Raw genomic sequence first — 20,208 nt, 5'->3', positions numbered from 1 at the left:
CCCTCCCGTCCTCCGTCCTCCCTGCGCAGTCCCGCGCTAGGCCGCGAACGCCCCCACAGGCGCCGTCCGCCGCCGGATCACCAGCGCCATCAGCGCCGCCACCGCGCACAGCGCCCCGGACGCGTACCAGACCATGTCGTACGTGCCGAAGACGTCCCGGGCGACTCCGCCGAGGAAGGCCACCAGTGCGGCGCCGACCTGGTGGGAGGCGAGGACCCAGCCGAAGACGATCGCGCTGTCGTCGCCGTACTGCTCACGGCACAGGGCGACGGTGGGCGGGACGGTGGCGACCCAGTCCAGGCCGTAGAAGACGATGAAGAACAGCATCGGCGGGTGGACGCTCGGCGCGAGCAGCATCGGCAGGAAGAGGAGCGAGACGCCGCGCAGTGCGTAGTAGACCGCGAGCAGGCGACGCGGCTCGAAGCGGTCGGTGAGCCAGCCGGAGAAGATCGTGCCGACGACGTCGAAGACGCCGATGACCGCGAGCAGCGAGGCAGCCGCCGTGATGGGCATGCCGTGGTCGTGGGCGGCGGGCACGAAGTGGGTCTGGATGAGGCCGTTGGTGGAGGCACCGCAGATCGCGAACGTGCCGGCCAGCAGCCAGAAGGGGCCGGTGCGGGCCGCCGAGAAGAGCACGGTCACGGCCCGGCGGGCGGCGCCCTGCGCGGGCGGCGGCTTCGGCACGAACTCCTTCGAGCCGTACGGCGCCAGGCCCACGTCGGCCGGGTGGTCGCGCAGCAGCAGCCAGACGAAGGGGACGACCGCGAGCGCCGTGAGGGCGACCGTGACGACGGCCGGCCGCCAGGTGTGCTCCTCGACCATCCAGGAGAGCAGCGGCAGGAAGATCAGCTGGCCGGAGGCCGAGGCGGCGGTGAGGATGCCGGTGACCAGACCGCGCCGCTCGGTGAACCACCGGTTGGTGACGGTGGCGGCGAAGGCCAGCGCCATCGAACCGGTGCCGAGTCCCACCAGCAGGCCCCAGCACAGCAGCAGTTGCCAGGCCGCCGTCATCCAGTACGTCAGACCCGAGCCGACCGCGATCAGGGTCAGGGCCGCCGCGACGACCCTGCGGATGCCGAAGCGGTCCATCAGCGCGGCGGCGAAGGGGGCGGTGAGGCCGTACAGCGCGAGGTTGATGGAGACGGCGGCGCCGATCGTGCCGCGCGACCAGCCGAACTGCGCGTTCAGCGGGTCGATCAGCAGGCCCGGCAGGGAGCGGAAGGCGGCCGCGCCGAGGATCGTCACGAAGGCCACGGCGGCGACGAACCAGGCGCGGTGAATACGGGGGCGGCCCGGCCTCGTCGGGGACGTGGCCTCGGTGGCGGGGGTTGTCTGCGTCACGACAAAGAGCTTCGGGCCTGCGCCGTCCCGGATCCATTGGCCCGAAGGACAGCATTCGTTAGGATCGAGCCATGAGCGGGGATCCAGAGCGTCGTCCACCGTCCGACTTCCGTCCGCACCGCGTGGTCGTCCTCGCCCTCGACGGCCTCCTCCCCTTCGAGCTGGGCATCCCGCACCGCATCTTCGGCCGCCCCAAGGACGCGCTGGGGCGGCATCTGTACGAGGTCGTCACCTGCTCGGTCCGGCCGCCCGGCCCGGTCCAGACCGACGCCGACTTCGCCATCCAGGTCACGCACGGCCCCGAGACCCTGGCCACCGCCGACACCGTCATCGTCCCGGCGTCCTACGAACTCGGCCCGGTCTTCGACGAGGGCGTGCTGACCGAGGAGCTGACCGCCGCGCTCGGCCACATCCGTCCCGGCACCCGGGTGGCCTCGATCTGCACCGGTGTCTACGTCCTGGCCGCGGCCGGCTGGCTCGACGGGCGTCCGGCGACCACGCACTGGTCCGACGCCGACCGCTTCCAGCGGCTCTTCCCGAAGATCAAGGTCGACGCGGACGTGCTGTTCATCGACGACGGCGACCTCCTGACGTCGGCCGGGGTCGCGGCCGGGATCGACCTGTGCCTGCACATGGTGCGCCGCGACCACGGCACGGCGGTCGCCAACGAGGTGGCCCGCCGCACGGTCGTACCACCGCACCGGGACGGCGGCCAGGCGCAGTACATCCACCGCCCGGTCCCCGATCCGCAGCAGTCGTCCACGACCACGGCCCGCGCCTGGGCCCTCGGGCGCCTCCACGAGCCGATCCAACTGCGCGACATGGCGGACCAGGAGGCCATGTCGGTGCGCACCTTCACCCGCCGCTTCCGCGAGGAGGTCGGCATCAGCCCCGGCCAGTGGCTCACCCAGCAGCGCGTCGAACGCGCCCGCCACCTCCTGGAGTCCACCGACCTCTCGGTCGACCAGGTGGCGAGGGACGCGGGTTTCGGCACGGCCCAGTCCATGCGGCAGCACCTGCAGGCGGCACTTGGAGTGACGCCCACCAGCTACCGGCGCACCTTCCGGGCCGGCGGCAGGGCCGGCCAGGAGGTCCCCAGCCGCGTGTGAGGCACCACGCCGGGGCCTGGCCCCACGGCCGCCCAACCCGCCCGCCTCAGAACGTGAGCACCCCCCGCGCCACTTTGCCCGCCTCCGCGTCCGCCGCCGCTCTCTCGAACTCCTCCACCGGATACGTCTGCGTCACCAGCTCGTCCAGCAGCAACCGCCCCGCCCGGTAAAGCTCCGCGTACAGCGCGATGTCCCGCTGCGGGCGGGACGACCCGTACCGGCATCCCAGGATCGACTTGTCCAGGTACATGGACGACACAAGGAACGACGCCTCGGCCTTGGCGGCCGGCACCCCGAGCAGGACGGCCTGCCCGTGGCGGTCGAGCAGGTCCACGGCCGCACGGATCAGCTCGACGCGCCCCACGCACTCGAAGGCGTGGTCGGCTCCCGTCGGCAGCAGCTCGCGCACGCCCTCCACCGACGTCAGGAAGTCCGTCGCCCCGAACTGCCGTGCCACCGCCTCCTTCGCGGGGTTGGCGTCCACCGCCACGATCCGCAGCGCGCCCGCGATCCGGGCCCCCTGGATGACGTTGAGCCCGATCCCGCCGGAGCCGATCACCACCACCCGGTCCCCGCGGTCGACCCGCGCCCGGTTCAGCACGGCACCCACTCCCGTCAGCACCCCGCAGCCGATCAACGCGGCCGACGGCAGCGGAATGTCCTTGGGGATCCGGACCGCCTGCACGGCCTTCACCACGGTCCGCTCGGCGAAGGCGGAGTTGGACGCGAACTGGAACACGTCCTGCTCACCGCGCCTGAACGGCCGCCCCGGCCGCCCTATGGCCTGCCGGCACATAGTGGGCCGCCCCCGGTCGCATTCGGGGCACACACCACAGTTGGCGAGCGTGGACAGAGCCACATGGTCCCCGGGTTCGACATGGGTGACGCCCACACCGACCGCCTCCACCACCCCGGCGCCCTCATGGCCCAGCACCACAGGAACCGGGAAAGGTATGGTCCCGTCCACCACGGACAGATCGCTGTGGCACAACCCGGCCGCCGAGATCGCCACCAGCACCTCACCCGGCCCCGGATCCCGCACCTCAAGATCGTCCACGACCTCGACCCGCTTGCCGTCGTACATCACACCGCGCATCAGACGACTCCCTTGGGCTCCCTGGGCAGGCCGAGCACCCGCTCGGCGATGATCGTGCGCTGAACCTGGTCCGAGCCCCCGTAGATCGTGTCGGCCCGGGAGAACAGGAAGAGATGCTGGAAGGTGTCGAGTTCGTACGGCGCGGACGGCGTCCACTCCCGCGGCCCCACGCTCGCCCCGGCGCCGCGTACCCGCATCGCCAGCTCGCCGAGCCGCTGATGCCAGCCGGCCCACAGCAGCTTGGCCACACTGGGCGCCCCCGCATCGCCCGAACTGCCCAGCGTCCGCAGCGCGTTCCACCGCATCACCCGCAGCTCGGCCCACTGCCGCTCCAGCAGCTCCCGGACGACGGGATCATCGACGGCGCCGGACCGCACGGCCGACGCCACGACCTCTTCCAACTCCTTTGCGAATCCAACCTGCTGGGCGAGGGTGGAGACGCCCCGCTCGAACCCGAGCAGGCTCATCGCGACCCGCCACCCCGCGCCCGCACCGCCGACGACGTGCTCCGCGCGCGCGTGCGCACCGTCGAAGAAGACCTCGTTGAAGTCGCTGGTGCCGGTCATCTGCCGGATCGGCCGGACCTCGATGCGGCCCGGCTGGTCCATGGGGACGAGCAGAAAGCTCAGGCCGTGGTGGCGGCGGGAGTCCGGCTCGGTGCGCGCCAGCACGAAGCACCAGTCGGCCTCATGGGCGAGCGAGGTCCAGATCTTCTGTCCGGTCACGCGGTACGTCCCGTCCGAGGCCCGCTCGGCCTTCGTACGGACCCCGGCGAGGTCCGAACCCGCCCCGGGCTCGCTGTACCCCTGGCACCACAGTTCCTCGCCGACGGCGATCGGGGGAAGGAAGCGGGCCTTCTGCTCCTCGCTCCCGTGTGCGAGCAGCGTCGGCGCGAGCAGTTTCTCCCCGATGTGCCCGGACCGCGCGGGCGCACCCGACCGGGCGTACTCCTCGGCCCACACGACCTGCTGGGTGAGCGTGGCGACCCGGTTCCCGAACCCACCCTCCCCCCACCCGAGCCCGATCCACCCGGCTTTCCCGAGGGTGCGCTCCCAGGTGCGGCGATCCTGCGCGCTTTCGGCATGCTCGGAGAGCCACGCCCGCGCGTCCGCACGGAACGTCTCGTCCTCGGCGGCGAATTCAAAGTCCACGGCAACCTCCCAAGCGACGGTCGGATGTCCCACCCGGGGGCGCGGGGCTGTGTCGATTTGCGGCTCCGCCGCGTAGGCGCGACCGACCACGGACAACCCGCGGCCGCCGACCCCGAGCACCCCCGAACCATTAGGCGTTCGGTCGGCTCCCGTCCCGCGCGGCCTTCTCCATCGCCGCCACCCGAGCCAGCATCGGCATCGGGTCCACCCCTACGGACCCGGGCAGCACCTCCGCGATCCGTTCGGGCGTCCAGGAACCGTCGGCATAGGCGGAGCGCAGCTCCCGCGGCTGCGCCCACACCGCGATCTTCGGCCCGGCGACGGTGTACACCTGCCCGGTGACCCCGTGCTCCCGGGCCGCGTCCGACAGCAGATACACCACCAGGGCCGCCACGTCCTCCGGCTCCCCGATCTCCGCCAGCTCCATGGGCACGTTGGCCGACATCCGGGTACGGGCCACCGGCGCGACGGCGTTCGCGGTCACCCCGTACTTGTTCAGGCCGAGCGCGGCGCTCCGCACCAGGGAGATGATCCCGCCCTTGGCCGCGCTGTAGTTGGCCTGCGAGACGGATCCCTGGTGGTTGCCGCTGGTGAACCCGATCAAGGTCCCCGACCGCTGCTTCCGCATCACCGCGGACGCGGCGCGGAACACGGTGAACGTCCCCTTCAGGTGGGTGGCGACCACCGGGTCCCACTCCTCCTCGGTCATGTTGAACAGCATCCGCTCGCGCAGGATCCCGGCGACGCAGACGACCCCGTCGAGCCGTCCGTACGACGCCAGCGCCGTGTCCACGATCCGCTGTCCGCCGGCCATCGTGGAGACGTCGTCGGCCACGGCGACCGCTTCGCCGCCCGCCGCCTCGATCTCCTTGACCACGGCCTCGGCGACCTCGCTCGTGGGCGAGACGCCGTCCATGGAGACCCCGTAGTCGTTGACGACCACGCGCGCGCCCTCGGCCGCGGCGGCCAGCGCCACCGCCCGTCCGATGCCCCGTCCCGCGCCGGTCACGGCGACGACCTTGCCTGCCAAGAAGTTCCCCACGCTCCGGCCCCTTCCCGCAGTTTCTGACGGTCCGTTAGATTCGATTTGATTCTACGACCCGTCAGATACGCGGAGACAAGCCCCCGGGGAGGACTCATGTCACTGCCGGCCGCGTTCCACGAAATCGCCAAGCGCGTCAACAACTGGGGCCGTTGGGGCGCCGACGACGAGATCGGCACCCTGAACCTGATCACCGACGAGGTCGTCCGCGAGGCGGCGGCCTGCGTGCGCACCGGCCGTCGCGTCCCGCTCGCCCTGCCGCTCCAGCAGGACGGAGTGCAGACCGGGATGATCCCCGGGCGGGTCAACCCCCTGCACGCGATGGTGCAGATCAACCAGGAGCTCTTCGGCCCGGGGACGGTCGCGTGCAGCGACGACGCCGTGACGATGGGCCTCCAGGCGGCCACCCACTGGGACGCGCTCACCCATGTCTCGCACTCGGGCCGGCTCTACAACGGCCGTCCCGCCGACACGATCACCCCGCACGGCGGCGCCGAGTTCAGCGGCATCGACAAGGCGCGGCACATCGTCTCGCGCGGCGTGCTGCTGGACGTGGCCCGCGCGCGTGGTGTCGCGCGGCTCGACGGCGGACACGCGGTCACCCCGGAGGACCTGGAGGCGGCCGAGGAACTGGCGGGCACGCGCGTGCGCGCCGGGGACGTCGTGCTCGTACGGACGGGGCAGATCCAGGTGTATCTCGCCGGCGACAAGCACGCGTACGGCTATCCCTCGCCCGGTCTGTCGATCCGTACGCCGGAGTGGTTCCACGCGCGTGATGTGGCGGCCGTCGCGAACGACACCCTCACGTTTGAGATATTTCCGCCCGAGACAGAGGATTTGTGGCTGCCCGTGCACGCGCTCGACCTGGTGGAGATGGGGATGCTCCAGGGGCAGAACTGGAATCTCGAAGAGTTGTCCACAGCCTGTGGAGAAGAGGGCCGTTACGCGTTCCTGCTGTCGGCGATGCCCGAGCCCTTCGTCGGCGGCACGGGGACTCCGGTCGCACCCGTCGCCGTGCTCTGACGTCTCGGAGAGGTCGGCTGGCGGCGCGGCTCCCCCAGCTCCCGGCGCCGCGCCAACGGGGAGGTGCCCCATCCAGCCCGAGCGCGACGCCGCGCGCCGCCATCCAACTCGGCGTACCCTCCCCCACCCGCGACTTCGCTCGAGCGGGGGACCCCCATCGACCTCTCCTGGCCCCTGGAGAGACCGACGCCGATCACGACCCACGCTCGGCAAGGGCTCCCGTCACCGAAGTCCTCGTCGTCCCCTCACGGCGAATCGCTGACCACAAGCGTGATCAGGTGGACACGCGGCGTCAACACCCACTCGGGGATTTGTTACTTACGCCCGAATTACTGGAGCCGCGCACAGAAGCACACCCGGGCGCACCGATCCTCACCCGAGCTGACGAGACAGCGCTTTCTGCAACCGTGCACCGAACCCGGCGCCATCGCAGCGCCGTGCGCCCGTCACACCGCCTCGTACGCGAGCCCTTCGTACGCCGACGACCCGCTCCCGTAGGCGGCGGTAGCACCCTGCGCCTGTGCGCCCCGGTCCAGTTCGCACCAGATCCGCTTGCCGGCACCCTCCGAGCACCAGCCCCAGCGGTCCGCGAGTCCGTCGACGAGGGCGAGGCCGCGGCCACCCGTGGCGTCACCGTCGGCGCAGCGGGGCACGGGCGCGCGGCCGCTGCGGTCGGCCACCTCGAGGCGAACGGTGGCGGCACCCTGGACCGATCCCGGCAGGGACAGCCGCAGCACGGCCGGACAGCCGGTGTGCACCACGGCGTTGGTGACCAGTTCGGAGACGAGCAGGATCAGCGTCTCGGCGAGCGGTTCATCGGCACCTATCCCGGACCCGGCGAGCCGCGATCGGGCCCACCGCCGGGCTCGCCCCACCTCAGCGGGGTCGGGCCGGATCTCCAGCTGCACTTGAAGCACCTGCACCGCTCACACCATCCGAACCGGCGGACACAAAGCCCCGCGCCTCACGAGGGCCACGATCCTAGCCATTCTCTTCATGGCCAGATCAATGGCCGGAGCCAGGGTCACGGAACGTGAATCCCTTAGCTGACAGCATGGTTGACGTACAGTCACCCCAACAAGCGCTTCGGGCATATTCCAGCGTGAAGGAGTACCCGTGCGGCATACTGTGCGACGCTTGTCGCGGGGAGTCGAACAGGCGGGGACAGACCGCCCTCCCGCCTTGCGAGCAACGGCGCGCACCGTCGGATCCGGCGCCGCCCCAAAGGCAACTCCGGCATGGCTCGTGCTCGGAACCACTCGCATCTCACACAAGGTACCGGAGCGAACGTCCGACTCCAGGCCGTGACGAGTCACACGTAGGACACAACCCGATATCAACGCTCCGTAATTCCGGTATGCCACAATCCGCGACATCCGCGCGGACGTCGACGGCGGCACCGCAGACCAGGGCCGTTTAGGTCGGGTGTGCGAGAAGTTCGGCGGCCAGACTTTCCTCACTTTCCGTAGTCGGCCCGGCACGATACGTCCGCACCCAGGCGCGCTTCAGGTGCAGGTGGAGCTCGAACTCCCAGGTGAATCCCATGCCGCCGTGCACCTGGAGACAGTCGCGAGCCCCGCGCAGGGCGGCCTCGTCGGCGAGCAGCCGGGCGGTGTGGATGTCGGCGCCTTCGCCCGTGACGGCCGCCGCGTAGACGGCGGCGCGGGCCGTCTCCGTCCGCACCAGCATCTGCGCGCACAGGTGCTTCACCGCCTGGAAGGCTCCGATCGGCTGCCCGAACTGCTCACGGGTCCGGGCGTGTTGCGCGGCGAGTTCGCACACGCGCGTGGCACTGCCCAGTTGTTCGGCCGCGGTGAGCAGGACGGCGACCGGAGCGACCCGGGAGACCACCGGCACCCGGTGCAGGGGCGTGAGCGGGTCGACCGACCTCAGCGGCACGGCCCCCGCCGCGTCGCCCTGGACGACGTCCGCCTCGGCCAGCCACTCCACCAGGCCGTTCCCCGCGGACGTCACGACCGCCTCCCCGGTGGCCGCCCCCGGGACCGTGTCCGCCGCGAGATGGGTGGCCACCAGCGGTCCGGGCAGCAGGACCCGGCCCGCCTCCTCGAAGACCAACACCGCCTCGGGCAGCCCGAGTCCGACACCGCCGCGCGCTTCGGGCACGCGCAGCGCGAAGAACCCGGCCGCACCGAGCTCCCGCCACAGCGCCCGGTCCAGGCGGCCCGGCTTGTCGACGGCGGCCCGCAGCGCCTCCGCGCCGAAGCGCCGCGCCAGCAGCGCGCGCACGCCGTCGCGCAACGCCCGCTGGTCCTCGCTCAGTTGGAAACGCATCCGTCACCGCCCCTTCGGCAGCCCGAGAATCCGCTCGCCCACGATGTTCCGCTGGATCTGCGAGGTGCCGGCGGCGATGGTGTACGACAGCGACGACAGCCGGTCGAGCATCCACGGGCGGTCGAGGTCCAGCGCGGCCGGGCCGAGGACGTCGGCGGCGGTGTCGTAGAGCTCCTGACGGGCGTGCGAATACCTCAGTTTGAAAACCGAACCCCCGACACCGGGGACGCCGCCGGTGGCCTCCGCCTCGCTCACGTTCCACTGGGTCAGCCGCCACAGCGCCCGGAACTCCGCGTTCAGCCGGCCCAGCCTCCGCCGGAGCGCCGGGTCGTCCCAGCGGCCGTTCCCGCGCGCCTCGGCGGCCAGTTCGCGCAGGACGCGCCGGCAGGCCACCACCTCGCCCACGAAGGCCGTGCCGCGTTCGAAGGACAGGGTCACCATCGTCACGCGCCAGCCGTCGTTCTCGTCCCCGACCCGGTTGGCGACCGGTATCCGCACCTCGTCGAGGAACACCTCGGCGAACTCGGCCGATCCGGCCAGGGTGCGCAGCGGCCGTACGGTGATGCCGGGCAGGGACATGGGCATGGCCAGCCAGGTGATGCCGCGGTGCTTGGGGGCGCCGGGATCGGTGCGCACCAACAGCTCGCACCAGTCGGCCACTTCGGCGTGCGAGGTCCAGATCTTGGACCCGCTCACCACATAGTCGTCGCCGTCCCTGCGCGCGCGCGTGCGCAGCGCCGCGAGGTCGGACCCGGCGTCCGGTTCGCTGAAGCCCTGGCACCAGACCTCGTCCCCGCGCAGGATCGGCGGCAGCCAGCGCGCCCGCTGCTCGGCGGTCCCCTCGGCCGCGATCGTGGGCCCCGCGTGCAGCAGCCCGACGAAGTTCGCGCCCACATAGGGGGCGCCCGCCCTCTCGGTCTCCTCCAGGAAGATCAGCCGCGTGGTCGGGGAGGCGTCCCAGTGCACATCGGCGTACCCGGCGTCGTGGAGCATCCGCTGCCAGCCGAGGTCGTAGGCGCGCCGGCCCGGCCAGTCGTCCGGGGACGGCTTCGGCCCCAGTGTGGACAGCGCCCCGGCCAGCCACCGCCGCAGCCGCGCCCGGAAGTCCTCCTCCTCGGGCGTGTACGTGAGGTCCATCCATCACCTGCCTGACGATCCGTCAGATTCAGTGCGCAGGCTAACCCCGCACCCCTGGACCGACAAGGCGCCGAGTCCTACGCTCTCCGCATGATCTGACACACCGTCAGCCTGAGGGGGATGCCGTGAACGACACCGCGCACGCCCTGAGCTCCTCCCGCACCCTGTGGGACCTGCTCGTCCGCCGCGCCGAACTCACCCCGGACCGCCCGGTCCTCCTCCAGGACGAACGCTCCCTGTCGTTCGGCGAGCTGCGCGCGCGTGCCGAGCGCGTCGCGGCCGGCCTGTACGACCTGGGCGTACGCCCCGGCACGGTCGTCGCCTGGCAGCTGCCCACCCGGATCGAGACGGCCGTGCTGTCCTTCGCGCTGGCCCGCCTCGGCGCCGTGCAGTCGCCGGTCATCCCCTTCTACCGGGACCGCGAAGTCGGCTTCGCGCTGCGGGAGTCGAAGGCGGAGTTCTTCGCGGTGCCGGGCGAGTGGCGGGGCTTCGACCACACGGAGATGGCCCGGCGCCTGGGCGCGAAGGGGATCTTCGAGGCGTACGACCGCCTGCCCGACGGCGATCCCGCCGTCCTGCCCCCGCCGCCCGCCGAGGGCACCTCGGTGCGCTGGATCTACTGGACCTCGGGGACGACCTCGGACCCCAAGGGGGTGCTGCACACCGACCGCTCACTGCTCGCGGGCGGCTCCTGCCTGGCCCACGCCCTGCGCCCGACGTCCACCGACGTGGGCTCCATCGCCTTCCCGTACGCCCACATAGGCGGCCCCGACTACATGGTGATGGTGCTGCTGTACGGCTTCCCCGCGGTGCTGTTCGAGCAGTTCGCGCTGCCGGACGCGCTGGCCGGGTACCGCAGGCACGGCGTGACGATCGCGGGCGGCTCGACGGCGTTCTACTCGATGTTCCTGGCCGAGCAGCGCAAGCTGCCGGCCGGCGAGAAGGCCGTCCCCTCGCTGCGGCTGCTGGCGGGCGGCGGGGCGCCGAAACCGCCGGAGGTGTATCACGCGGTGGTGCGCGAGATGGGGGTGCAGCTGACGCACGGATACGGCATGACCGAGGTGCCGATGATCACTATGGGGGCGCCGGACGACACGGCGGAGAACCTGGCGACGACGGAGGGGCGGCCGCCGCGGGGCATGGAGATACGGATCGTGGACGGGGAGGTGCGGCTGCGCGGGGAGGCGGTGTGCCGGGGCTATCTGGACCCGGCGCAGACGGCGGCGGCCTTCGACGAGGAGGGGTTCCTGCGCACCGGGGACCTCGGGCGGCTGACCGGCAGTGGCCATCTGGTGCTGACCGGCCGCCTGAAGGACGTCATCATCCGCAAGGGCGAGAACATCTCGGCGAAGGAGATCGAGGACCTGCTGCACCGGCACCCGGCGGTCGGGGACGTGGCGGTCATCGGGCTCCCGGATCCGGAGCGCGGGGAGCGGGTCTGCGCGGTGGTGGAGCAGCCGGCCGGCGCCGAGCGGCCGACGCTGGAGGCGCTGACGTCGTATCTGCGCGGGGAAGGGCTGTCGACGCACAAGCTGCCGGAGCAGCTGGAGGTGGTGGACGCCCTTCCGCGCAACGAGACCCTGCGCAAGGTACTCAAGTACAAGCTCAGGGAGCGCTTCTCGGGGACGGCGTAGAGGTCACTCGGGGACGGTGAAGTAGCGGGCGAACGCGGTGACGATCTCACCCTCCGACACCTTGCCGTCGCTGTTCGTGTCGAGCGTGCCGGCGGCCGCCTCGGCGATGTCCTGCCGCACCCCGAGACAGACCAGCACACGCGCGGTGTCGGTGACGGTGGCGGCCCCGTCGCCGTCGGGGTCGGCCACGGCGAGGGCGGCGTGCAGGAAGGGGCGGGCGATCTCGGCGAACCGGTCGGGGTTGTCACGCAGCCGCTTGACCGCGCCGTTCACGAACTCCTCGCGGGTGATGCGCTGGTCGCCGTCGCGGTCCGCGATCCCGGCCATGCCCTGCCAGAACGCCTCGGCGCCGATGTAGAGGGCCTGGCCCTTGTCGGAGCGGGCCGCGGTGCCGAACTCCGCGAGGACCGCCTTGGCCGCCGCGCTGAAGTCCTCCCGGTCGATGTAGCCGTTGCCGTCCTGGTCGAAGGTGGCGAACCGGGCCGCGATCCTGTGCTCGTACTCGCTGCTGACCATGTCTAATCGGGCCGCCTAACGTCATCTGGGGTGCATCTGCCACGGAGCGTACGACGGGCGGGGCCGTCGGGGCGCGGGAAAGCGGCGGTTGTGCCAAGACCGGGGGAATTTTGGGACAACGATGTGGCAGAGCGGCCACCGCCGGCGTACGCGGGCGGCTCACGCGGACAGCGGGCCGGCCTCGTCCCTGACCGCCGACGCCACGTCGGGATGGACGTCGAACAGCCTGCGCACCCCCAGCGCCCCCAGGACCCGGTTGACGTGCGACCCCTCCGCCGCGCCCTGCGCCGGGAGTATCAGCCGCAGGCTGCCCTGGCAGGAGCGGATCAGGCGGCGGGCGGCGATCAGCACGCCGACGCCGCTGGAGTCACAGAACAACACCTCGGAGAGATCGAGGACAAGGCTGTGCCGCCCCTCGGCCACCACGTCATGGATGTGCTGACGCAGACCCGGCGAGGTCACCAGATCCAGCTCGCCCGATACCTGGAGCACGGCCCAGTCGCCCCGCTCGCCGCCGGTCACTTTGAACGTCACCACCATGCCCCTCGCTCGCTGAAACGGAAGCGACACCTACGCTTCCTTGCAGCGCGGCTGCCCAGCGGCTGTTCCCTGAAACACCCTCCAAAAAACGGTCACCGATCAGAAAAGGCTTGTTTCCATCGCATTCGATCCTGTTCGATCGTGTCTGATCAGGAGAGGGCCGGGTAGCCGAGCGGATGCGAAGCCGCCGTCATGACTGCCGCCGGCCCCCTATCACGAGCGGGAGGTGCGTCACCAGCCATGGCTCTGCAAGGGGCGCACATTGCGACAAAGGGGCGTGCGCTGTCGGGCGTGCCGACTACATTCGGGGAGACGGCAGACGCACGCTGGACCGGGACGGACCGGTGAGGGGGGCCTGATGGCGAAGAAGGACGCACCGCCCCGCTGGGACCGCAAGATGCAGCAGCGGCTCGCGCGCGGCGAGGCGGCCGCGCTCGGCGAGCTCTACGACCGGTTCGCCTCGCTCGTGCACGGCCTCGCACACACCGTGCTGGGCGACGAGCGGGCCGCGGACCACATCACGCGCGACGTCTTCGCGCACGTCTGGGAGCACCCGGACAGCTACGACCCCAAGCAGGGCCCGCTGCGCACCTGGGTCGCCACGCTGACCCACCGCCTCGCCGTGCAGCGGCTGCGCGCCACCGAGACCGCCGCCCTCGCCCAGGCCGGCGACGGCTCCAGGGAGGAACTGGAGCACAAGGTGCGGCACGCCTCGGTCGCCGCCCGCGCCGACTACATCGTCCAGTCCATGCCCGTACCGCTGCGGGCCGCCCTGGAGCTGGCGTACTTCCAGCGCCGTGACTACCGCCAGACCGCGGCCGACCTCGGCGTCACCGAGGACGAGGCCCGCCGCCGACTGCGCCTGGGCCTGCAACTGCTGGCCACGGCCCATGACGCCGGAGCCTCCCCGGGGGCACCGCCGGGATACGGAGGTGCGGCGTGAACGAGGCCGGGCGTTTCGAGGCGTACGACGAACACGAGGGGCGGACACCGTACGACGGCCCCTCCCACGACGACGAGCGGCACGGAAACGACGAGCAGCACGGAAACGGGGAGGAGCACGGTCCCGCGGACACCACCCGAGGCACCGACGGCACGAACGGCGGCGACGGCGACGGCGACGACCGGCGCCCCACCCCGAAGGGCCCGGACCAGCCGCCCCGCATACCCCTGCCGCGCGCCTCCGTCGAGGACACCGGGCGCCCCCTGCCGGACCCGCCGGCGGTGGCCCCGGCGCCGCTCGCCCTGGAGCACCGCGTGCTGAAGTCCCTCCTCGGCGCGTGGGCGCTGGCCGCCTGCTCGGCGGAGGAGACGGCGGCCGTCGAGGCGCACCTCGGTGACTGCGGCTCCTGCGCGGACGAGGCGCGGCTGCTGCGCGAGGCCGTCGGCCTGCTGCACCCCGCCGAGAGCCTCGACCTCGACCCCGCGCTGCGCGCCCACGTGCTGCGGGGCTGCCTGGAACGCCGCCCGCCACGCATCCCCGTGCCCGCCTGGGCGACGCCGTACGACGCCGAGACGGCCCGGCTCGACGCCCTGCTGCAGGACTTCGGGGACGCCGAGTGGCACGCGCCCGTGCGGCTGCGGTGGTTCCGGGGCGACGAGCCGACGAGCCGTCGTACGACCGTCGCCGGGGTCATCGCGCATCTGCTGACGGTCGACGGGCTGGTCGCCGTCGCGCTGGGCCTCGCCGACCCGATGGGCGAGGTGGCCGTGGACCGGCCGACCCCCTCCGGGCGCACCGAGGCGTACTGGCGGGCCTCGCACTACCCGCCGACGCGCGCCGTCCGGGCGCCCTGGCGGGAGCAGACCCACGACCTGGTCCGCACGGCGTCCTTCGCGGGCGGCGGCACGGGCAACCTGTCCGTCCCCTACGGCGACTTCGAGCTGCCGCTGCGCGACGCGATGCTGGACCGCGCCTTCGAGTGCTGGGTGCACGCCGAGGACATCGCGGAGGCGGTGGACTACCCCTACGACGCCCCGTCCGGCAGCGATCTGCACCACATGGTCGACCTGGCGGCCCGGATGCTGCCGACGGTGCTCTCGGCCCGGCGCCGGGCGGGACTGGCGGCGCCGCCGCCTCCCGGCGCGCACCGCCATCTCGTGCCGGCCGGCGAGCCCGGCCGGAGCCTGCGGCTGGAGATCGAGGGGTCGGGAGGCGGGCAGTGGCTGATCCCGCTGGACTCCCCGGCGGCGGTCGGTTCCGCCGAGCACGAGGTGGCCCATGTGGCGCTGGACGGTGCGGAGTTCTGCCGGCTGGCGGCCGGGCATGTGTCGCCGGAGGAGGCCGCGGCGGGGCAGGTCGGTGACCGTACGGCGATCAGGGACGTGCTGTTCGCGGCGGCGAGTTTGAGCCGGATGTAGGGGCGGGTCGCTCTTTCGCGGGGCGGCTGCGGGTGCGTGGGGGCTTGTCGCGCAGTTCCCCGCGCCCCTTGAGGGCGTGCGGTGGACGTGCCTCCAGGGGCGCGGGGAACTGCGCGAGCAACCACGAACCACCCGCAGCCGCCCGCCGAGCGGAAACCCCGAGCTATTAGGCGAACACGACCGTCCGCCGCCCGTTGAGCAGAATCCTCCGCTCGGCATGCCACTTCACGGCCCGCGCCAGCGCCTGGCACTCCACGTCCCGCCCGATCGCCACCAGCTGGTCCGGCGTGACGTCGTGCCCGACCCGCTCGACCTCCTGCTCGATGATCGGCCCCTCGTCGAGGTCGGCGGTGACGTAATGGGCCGTGGCGCCGATCAGCTTGACGCCCCTGGCGTGCGCCTGGTGATACGGCTTCGCGCCCTTGAAGCTCGGCAGGAACGAGTGGTGGATGTTGATGATCCGCCCGCTCAGCTGCTTGCACAGGTCGTCCGAGAGGACCTGCATGTAGCGGGCCAGCACGACCAGCTCCACGCCCTCCTCGCGCACGATCTCCAGCAACTGCGCCTCGGCCTCGGACTTGTTGTCCTTGGTCACCGCGATGTGGTGGAAGGGGATGTCGTAGGACCCCACGAGCTCGGCGAAGTCGGTGTGGTTGGACACCACGGCGGCGATCTCCACCGGAAGCGCCCCGATCCTGGCGCGGAACAACAGGTCGTTCAGGCAGTGCCCGAACTTGCTGACCATCAGCAGGACCCGCATCTTCTCCTCGGCCCGGTGGATCTGCCAGTCCATCTGGAAGGAGTCCCCGATCGCCGCGAAGCTCGCCCGCAGCTTCTCCACCGTCACCGGCGACTCCGCCGAGAAGTGGACGCGCATGAAGAACAGTCCCGTGTCGTGGTCACCGAACTGCTGGCTGTCCTCGATGTTGCAGCCGGTCATGAAGAGGTAGCTCGACACGGCGTGCACGATGCCCTGCTTGTCGGGGCACGACAGGATGAGGACGTACTGCTCGGCGGGGACCGCGGCTCGGGTGGACTGCTCGTTCATGCAGCACAGGGTCCCATATCCGGGGCCCCCGGTGGACAGTCGTCCCGGCACCCGGACTGCTCGCCCGGCCCGGGCCGGACCCCTACGCGGACCGCGTCATGATCCGCAGCACCTCGAGCGTGCGCGGCGGGGCGTCCGGGTCGTCGCCGTCGGCCGTGGCCATCCGCACGTGCGCGTCCCGGGCCGCCCGTATCGCCTCCGGCCACGCCGGGTGGTCGACGTACGCGGAGACCGGGGCGTCCGGTCCCACCTGGTGCATGATCCGCAGCACCCGCAGCACGGCGGTGTCGACGAGGGCCGCCTCCTGGGAGTCCCGGAAGATCGTGCCGACGTACTTCTCGGCGGACCAGTTGTCCAGCCAGGTGTCCTCGACCAGGCGGTACACGGCGTCGGTGACGTCGCCGTACCCGTCGACGCCGGCCAGCCAGACGTCCCGCTGGAACACCGGGTCGGAGAGCATGTGCAGCGCGGAGCGCACATTGCTGCGCCAGCGCCACCACGGCATGTCGTTGAGTGGCATGCCGCCCATGGTGGATGAGCGACGGCCGCGACGGGAAGAGCTATCCGAACCTTGCACGGTCACCGATCGTACGTTCCCGTTCATTCGCGCCCCACTCACCCCCGCAATTCACCTCCTGGTCACCTCGCGATAACCGAGGGTCACGCGCAGGTTTGTTGTGTGGCGGAATCGTGCGTGCACATGACCGGCAGGCCACGCATGCGCAGCACCTTCCTCCCCATGATCACCAACCGGCCCGTCAGAGCAACCGCTCGCGCGGCGGCAGCACTGGTGGCCTGTGCGTCACTCGCCGTCGGGTGTGGTGTCATCCCCGGTGCCACGGGGGGTTCCGGGGATGACACGATCACCGTGATGACCTGGGCCCCGCAGAACACCAAGGCGACCAACAAGCCCGGCATGCCGGCCTTCGCGCAGGCGTACGCGCGCTGGGTCAACGCGCACGGCGGCCTCGGCGGCCGCAAGCTGAAGGTCCTCACCTGCAACGACCGCAACGACAGCGTGGCCGCGGCGAAGTGCGCCGACCGCGCGGTCGAGGAGAACGTCGTCGCGGTGATCGGCTCCTACAGCCAGTACGGCGAGACCTTCCTGCCCTCCCTGGAGGGCGCCGGCATCCCGTACATAGGCGGGTACGGCGTCACCAAGGCCGAGTTCACCAGCCCGCTCTCCTACCCGGTCAACGGCGGCCAGCCCACCCTCCTGGCGGGCCTCGGCAAGGAACTGGCCCGCGCCTGCGGCCCCGTGGCGCTGGTGCGGCCCGACAGCATCGCGGGCGACGAGCTGCCGCCGCTGCTCGACTCCGGCCTGCGGGCGGGCAGGCACTCGACCTCCGCCGACCAGCTGGCCGACGACGACGCCACCGAGTACGGCGAGCAGGCTGCGCGGGCGCTCGAGTACTCCACCGACCGGTCCGAGACGGGCTGTGTGGTGCCCGCTCTCGGCGATCGCACCAGCACCTTCATGGACTCCTTCCGGCGTGCCCGCGCGGAGTACCCCGAGGTGCGCACCGCCACCGTTCTCGGCAGCGTCGACCAGACCGTGATCAACGCGACCGGCGGCGCGTCGACGTACGACGGCTCGTACATCACCGGCTGGTACCCCGTGGCGAGCGACCCGCGCTGGGACGCCATGAAGAAGGTGATCAGCGAGCAGGCCTTCGGCGACAACCGCATCGACCCCGCGGACGCCGGCGTGCAGACCACGTGGATCGCCTACACGGCGTTCAAGAAGGCCGTCGAGTCGCTCGGCGACGGCGCGGTGACCGCCGACTCGGTGCGGGGCGCGCTGAACGGTGGGCTGAAGGTCTCCACGGGCGGCCTCACGCCGACCCTCCAGTGGAAGTTCCAGGACGTCCTGGCCGCCGTCGGCTACCCCCGGCTGGTCAACCGCGCGGTGACCCTCCAGGTCGTACGCGACGGCCGGCTGGTGGCGGCCCGCAAGAGCTTCATCGACGTGACGAAGACCCTCCAGGCCGCCGACCTGAGCTGACCGCCTACAGCTGGGTCGGCTGACGCTGTGTCAGCCCGTACTTCTCGGCGATCGAGTTCCACAGCTGCGCCGCCGTCTTCTTCTGCTCGCTGGCGGTGCCGCTGTCGCGGTTGCCGGCCTGGGTCTGGCCGGTGGAGCGGGCCTGGCCCTTCCTGCACAGCTTCTTGTTCCCGGCGACCTGGTCGGCCCAGGCCGCGTAGTGGTTGTCGGCGGACGCCGACGCCTGCCAGGCCTTGGTCAGCGCGGTGGTCAGCGCCGCGTGGTTGGCGAGCTGGTCGACGCTGAGCTCGGACAGGTCGGTGACCAGCTGGGTGCGCTGCTTGGCCGCGCCCCGCAGATCCTGGGCGGCCTGGCCGAGGTTGTCGCAGGACTTCACGTCGGCCACCGCGTTGATCACGGCGGTACGGCTGTCGCCGCTGCTGGCCAGCAGCTTGTCGAGCGCGACCGCCTGTTGCTCGGCCGGGTCGGCGGACGGCGAGGCGGAGCCCTCGCTCGCCGGTGCCGTGGCGGACACGGGTTTGTTGTCGTCGCTCTTCTGCTCGTCCCCGCCCCCGCTCGCGAGCAGCGCGCCCGCGCCGATGCCGAGGACGGCGATCCCGATGCCGACGGCGGCGATCAGCGGCAGCCGGGATCCCGTACCGCCACCGCGGCCACCCCGGCCGTCGTCGTCACCGCCCATGCCGTGGCCGCCGTGCCCACCGTGTCCGCCGTGCGATCCGGGCGGGAAGTACCCCTGATCGTGCGAGCTCTGCGGCTGGATGCGCGGCAGGTGCTGGGTGGCCGGGGCCGCACCGGCCGCGGGCTCGCTGCGGAAGAGGTTGTCGAAGTCGGAGAGCGGCTGCCGCTGCTGACCGCCCTGCGGCACCGGGCCCGGCTGCCCGGACACGGGCGGGATGAACTGAGTGGCGTCGGCGTCGCCGCCGGAGGCCGGCGGCATCGGTCCGGCGCCGCCCGGCTGCCGGGCCCGGCCCAGCACCTGGGTGCTCTCGCTGGACACCTCGGGCGGCAGCGCGCCCGGCCCGACCGGGGGTATGAACTGCGTCGCCCCTTCGTCGGCGGGGGGCGCGGCAACAGGCGGTATGTACTGCGTGGCCTGGTTGTCCGCGCCCGCGGGGGCCGCGGCGACCGGCGGTATGTACTGGGTGGCGCCTTCGTCGGCGGGCGGCAGCGGAGCCCCGAAGCCCTGGGAGGCGGCGGGCGGCTGGGGCGCGTGCGGAGCGCCGTAGGTCTCCCCGGCGGCGGGCGGCAGCGCACCCGGGCCGTGCTGCCCCTCGGACGGCAGCGCCGCGGACGGGACCCCGCCCTGCCCGTACGAGGGCTGCGGCGCGGGCATCGGCGCCCCGGCACCGTAGGACCCGCCCTGGGCGTCATGGCCGTAAGAGGGCGCGCCCTGCGCGGAACCCGGGGCGCCATGACCGTAGGCCGGAGCGCTCGGTGCGGTGCCCTGGCCGTACGACGGAGCGCTCGCGGGCCCGCCGTACGCCATGCCCTCCTGCGGCAGCGGCTGGGGCGGTACGCCCCCGGCGGCCTCCGGCGCAGCGCCCCACGGGGCCGGCGACGGCGACTGGTACTGCTGCTGCTGTTCCGGCGGGCCCCAGGACTGGCCGGGCTGCGCGCCCCAGGACTGGCCCGGCTCGGCCTGCGGCGCGGCCGGGTTCTGCTCGGGTCCCCACGGGTTGCCCCAGGACTGGCCGCCGGGCGGGGCCGAGGGCTCGGGGGCGGTCGGCGGCGTGGCCGGTACCGACGTCGGCTGGGCGGTGCCCGCCATGCCCGGCAGCAGCGGCTCACCACCGTCGGAGGGCAGCACGATGCCTTCGCGCGCGGGCCGCGCCGAGGGCTCCTCGCCCCGTCCACTCTGCGTCACCGGGACTCCTACTTATGGGGGACCTTGTGAATCGTCGGGTCACGCTACC

At 72.2% G+C, this 20,208-nt stretch carries 18 protein-coding genes; 6 read left to right on the top strand and 12 right to left on the bottom strand.

Annotation, left to right across the window (positions count from 1 at the left end; translation table 11 throughout):
* Nucleotides 1-36: 36 nt before the first annotated feature.
* On the bottom strand, nt 37-1,341 hold the full coding sequence (locus ACIRD7_RS25020; RefSeq protein WP_403456936.1) for an MFS transporter: 1,305 nt from the start codon (nt 1,339-1,341) through the stop codon (nt 37-39).
* A 71-nt stretch (nt 1,342-1,412) separates the two neighbouring features.
* Here ACIRD7_RS25020 and ACIRD7_RS25015 point away from each other — a divergent pair, with 71 nt between their 5' ends.
* Nucleotides 1,413-2,450 carry a GlxA family transcriptional regulator gene (locus tag ACIRD7_RS25015; protein ID WP_403456934.1) on the top strand — a complete coding sequence of 346 codons (1,038 nt, stop codon included), beginning with the start codon at nt 1,413-1,415 and terminating at the stop codon, nt 2,448-2,450.
* Nucleotides 2,451-2,496: 46 nt separating this feature from the next.
* Here ACIRD7_RS25015 and ACIRD7_RS25010 read toward each other — a convergent pair whose 3' ends face one another.
* From ACIRD7_RS25010 to ACIRD7_RS25000, 3 genes are all read right to left on the bottom strand, one after another.
* The gene (locus tag ACIRD7_RS25010) at nt 2,497-3,546 is read right to left on the bottom strand and encodes a Zn-dependent alcohol dehydrogenase (RefSeq protein WP_403456932.1); all 1,050 of its coding nucleotides are present in this window, start codon (nt 3,544-3,546) and stop codon (nt 2,497-2,499) included.
* Nucleotides 3,546-4,697: an acyl-CoA dehydrogenase family protein gene (locus ACIRD7_RS25005; RefSeq protein ID WP_403456931.1), complete on the bottom strand. Its 1,152-nt coding sequence runs from the start codon at nt 4,695-4,697 to the stop codon at nt 3,546-3,548. The genes ACIRD7_RS25010 and ACIRD7_RS25005 overlap by 1 nt, the downstream gene beginning before the upstream one ends.
* A gap of 130 nt (nt 4,698-4,827) precedes the next feature.
* The gene (locus ACIRD7_RS25000) at nt 4,828-5,739 is read right to left on the bottom strand and encodes an SDR family oxidoreductase (RefSeq protein ID WP_403456928.1); all 912 of its coding nucleotides are present in this window, start codon (nt 5,737-5,739) and stop codon (nt 4,828-4,830) included.
* Nucleotides 5,740-5,835: 96 nt separating this feature from the next.
* On the opposite strand from ACIRD7_RS25000, the gene ACIRD7_RS24995 reads away from it, so the two are divergent.
* Nucleotides 5,836-6,762 carry a cyclase family protein gene (locus ACIRD7_RS24995; RefSeq protein ID WP_403456927.1) on the top strand — a complete coding sequence of 309 codons (927 nt, stop codon included), beginning with the start codon at nt 5,836-5,838 and terminating at the stop codon, nt 6,760-6,762.
* Between the two features lie 446 nt (nt 6,763-7,208).
* Here the strand turns inward: ACIRD7_RS24995 and ACIRD7_RS24990 are convergent, their stop codons facing one another.
* The 3 genes from ACIRD7_RS24990 to ACIRD7_RS24980 all read right to left on the bottom strand — a co-directional run bounded on the left by ACIRD7_RS24990 (nt 7,209) and on the right by ACIRD7_RS24980 (nt 10,191).
* Entirely contained in the window at nt 7,209-7,670 is a 462-nt protein-coding gene (locus ACIRD7_RS24990; RefSeq protein WP_403457500.1) for an ATP-binding protein, read from the bottom strand.
* A 508-nt stretch (nt 7,671-8,178) separates the two neighbouring features.
* Nucleotides 8,179-9,054: an acyl-CoA dehydrogenase family protein gene (locus ACIRD7_RS24985; RefSeq protein ID WP_403456924.1), complete on the bottom strand. Its 876-nt coding sequence runs from the start codon at nt 9,052-9,054 to the stop codon at nt 8,179-8,181.
* Nucleotides 9,055-9,057: 3 nt separating this feature from the next.
* Nucleotides 9,058-10,191, bottom strand: a complete 1,134-nt coding sequence (locus ACIRD7_RS24980; protein ID WP_403456922.1) for an acyl-CoA dehydrogenase family protein — start codon at nt 10,189-10,191, stop codon at nt 9,058-9,060.
* A gap of 125 nt (nt 10,192-10,316) precedes the next feature.
* Here ACIRD7_RS24980 and ACIRD7_RS24975 point away from each other — a divergent pair, with 125 nt between their 5' ends.
* Nucleotides 10,317-11,825 (top strand): class I adenylate-forming enzyme family protein, encoded by a 1,509-nt coding sequence (locus ACIRD7_RS24975; RefSeq protein ID WP_403456919.1) that lies wholly within the window; start codon nt 10,317-10,319, stop codon nt 11,823-11,825.
* Between the two features lie 3 nt (nt 11,826-11,828).
* Here the strand turns inward: ACIRD7_RS24975 and ACIRD7_RS24970 are convergent, their stop codons facing one another.
* Both ACIRD7_RS24970 and ACIRD7_RS24965 read right to left on the bottom strand, forming a co-directional pair.
* Nucleotides 11,829-12,341, bottom strand: a complete 513-nt coding sequence (locus ACIRD7_RS24970; RefSeq protein WP_403456916.1) for an EF-hand domain-containing protein — start codon at nt 12,339-12,341, stop codon at nt 11,829-11,831.
* 159 nt (nt 12,342-12,500) lie between these two features.
* A complete protein-coding gene (locus tag ACIRD7_RS24965; protein WP_403457498.1) occupies nt 12,501-12,881 on the bottom strand; it encodes an STAS domain-containing protein in 381 nt (126 codons plus the stop codon).
* A gap of 358 nt (nt 12,882-13,239) precedes the next feature.
* Between ACIRD7_RS24965 and ACIRD7_RS24960 the strand changes: the two genes are divergently transcribed.
* Both ACIRD7_RS24960 and ACIRD7_RS24955 read left to right on the top strand, forming a co-directional pair.
* Nucleotides 13,240-13,824, top strand: a complete 585-nt coding sequence (locus ACIRD7_RS24960; protein WP_403456914.1) for a sigma-70 family RNA polymerase sigma factor — start codon at nt 13,240-13,242, stop codon at nt 13,822-13,824.
* Nucleotides 13,821-15,242, top strand: coding sequence for a zf-HC2 domain-containing protein (locus tag ACIRD7_RS24955; RefSeq protein WP_403456912.1), 1,422 nt, complete (start codon nt 13,821-13,823; stop codon nt 15,240-15,242). The genes ACIRD7_RS24960 and ACIRD7_RS24955 overlap by 4 nt, the downstream gene beginning before the upstream one ends.
* A gap of 166 nt (nt 15,243-15,408) precedes the next feature.
* Here the strand turns inward: ACIRD7_RS24955 and purU are convergent, their stop codons facing one another.
* Nucleotides 15,409-16,290: a formyltetrahydrofolate deformylase gene (purU, locus tag ACIRD7_RS24950; RefSeq protein WP_403456910.1), complete on the bottom strand. Its 882-nt coding sequence runs from the start codon at nt 16,288-16,290 to the stop codon at nt 15,409-15,411.
* A gap of 82 nt (nt 16,291-16,372) precedes the next feature.
* Nucleotides 16,373-16,873: a hypothetical protein gene (locus ACIRD7_RS24945; protein ID WP_403456909.1), complete on the bottom strand. Its 501-nt coding sequence runs from the start codon at nt 16,871-16,873 to the stop codon at nt 16,373-16,375.
* 117 nt (nt 16,874-16,990) lie between these two features.
* On the opposite strand from ACIRD7_RS24945, the gene ACIRD7_RS24940 reads away from it, so the two are divergent.
* Entirely contained in the window at nt 16,991-18,295 is a 1,305-nt protein-coding gene (locus tag ACIRD7_RS24940) for an ABC transporter substrate-binding protein (protein WP_403456907.1), read from the top strand.
* Nucleotides 18,296-18,299: 4 nt separating this feature from the next.
* On the opposite strand, the gene ACIRD7_RS24935 is transcribed toward ACIRD7_RS24940, so the two are convergent.
* The gene (locus tag ACIRD7_RS24935; protein ID WP_403456905.1) at nt 18,300-20,159 is read right to left on the bottom strand and encodes a hypothetical protein; all 1,860 of its coding nucleotides are present in this window, start codon (nt 20,157-20,159) and stop codon (nt 18,300-18,302) included.
* Nucleotides 20,160-20,208 lie beyond the last annotated feature (49 nt).

The sequence above is a fragment of the Streptomyces sp. NPDC093568 genome, from assembly GCF_044764945.1.
Taxonomy (GTDB): domain Bacteria; phylum Actinomycetota; class Actinomycetes; order Streptomycetales; family Streptomycetaceae; genus Streptomyces.
This window is presented reverse-complemented; position numbering and strand designations above follow the sequence as displayed.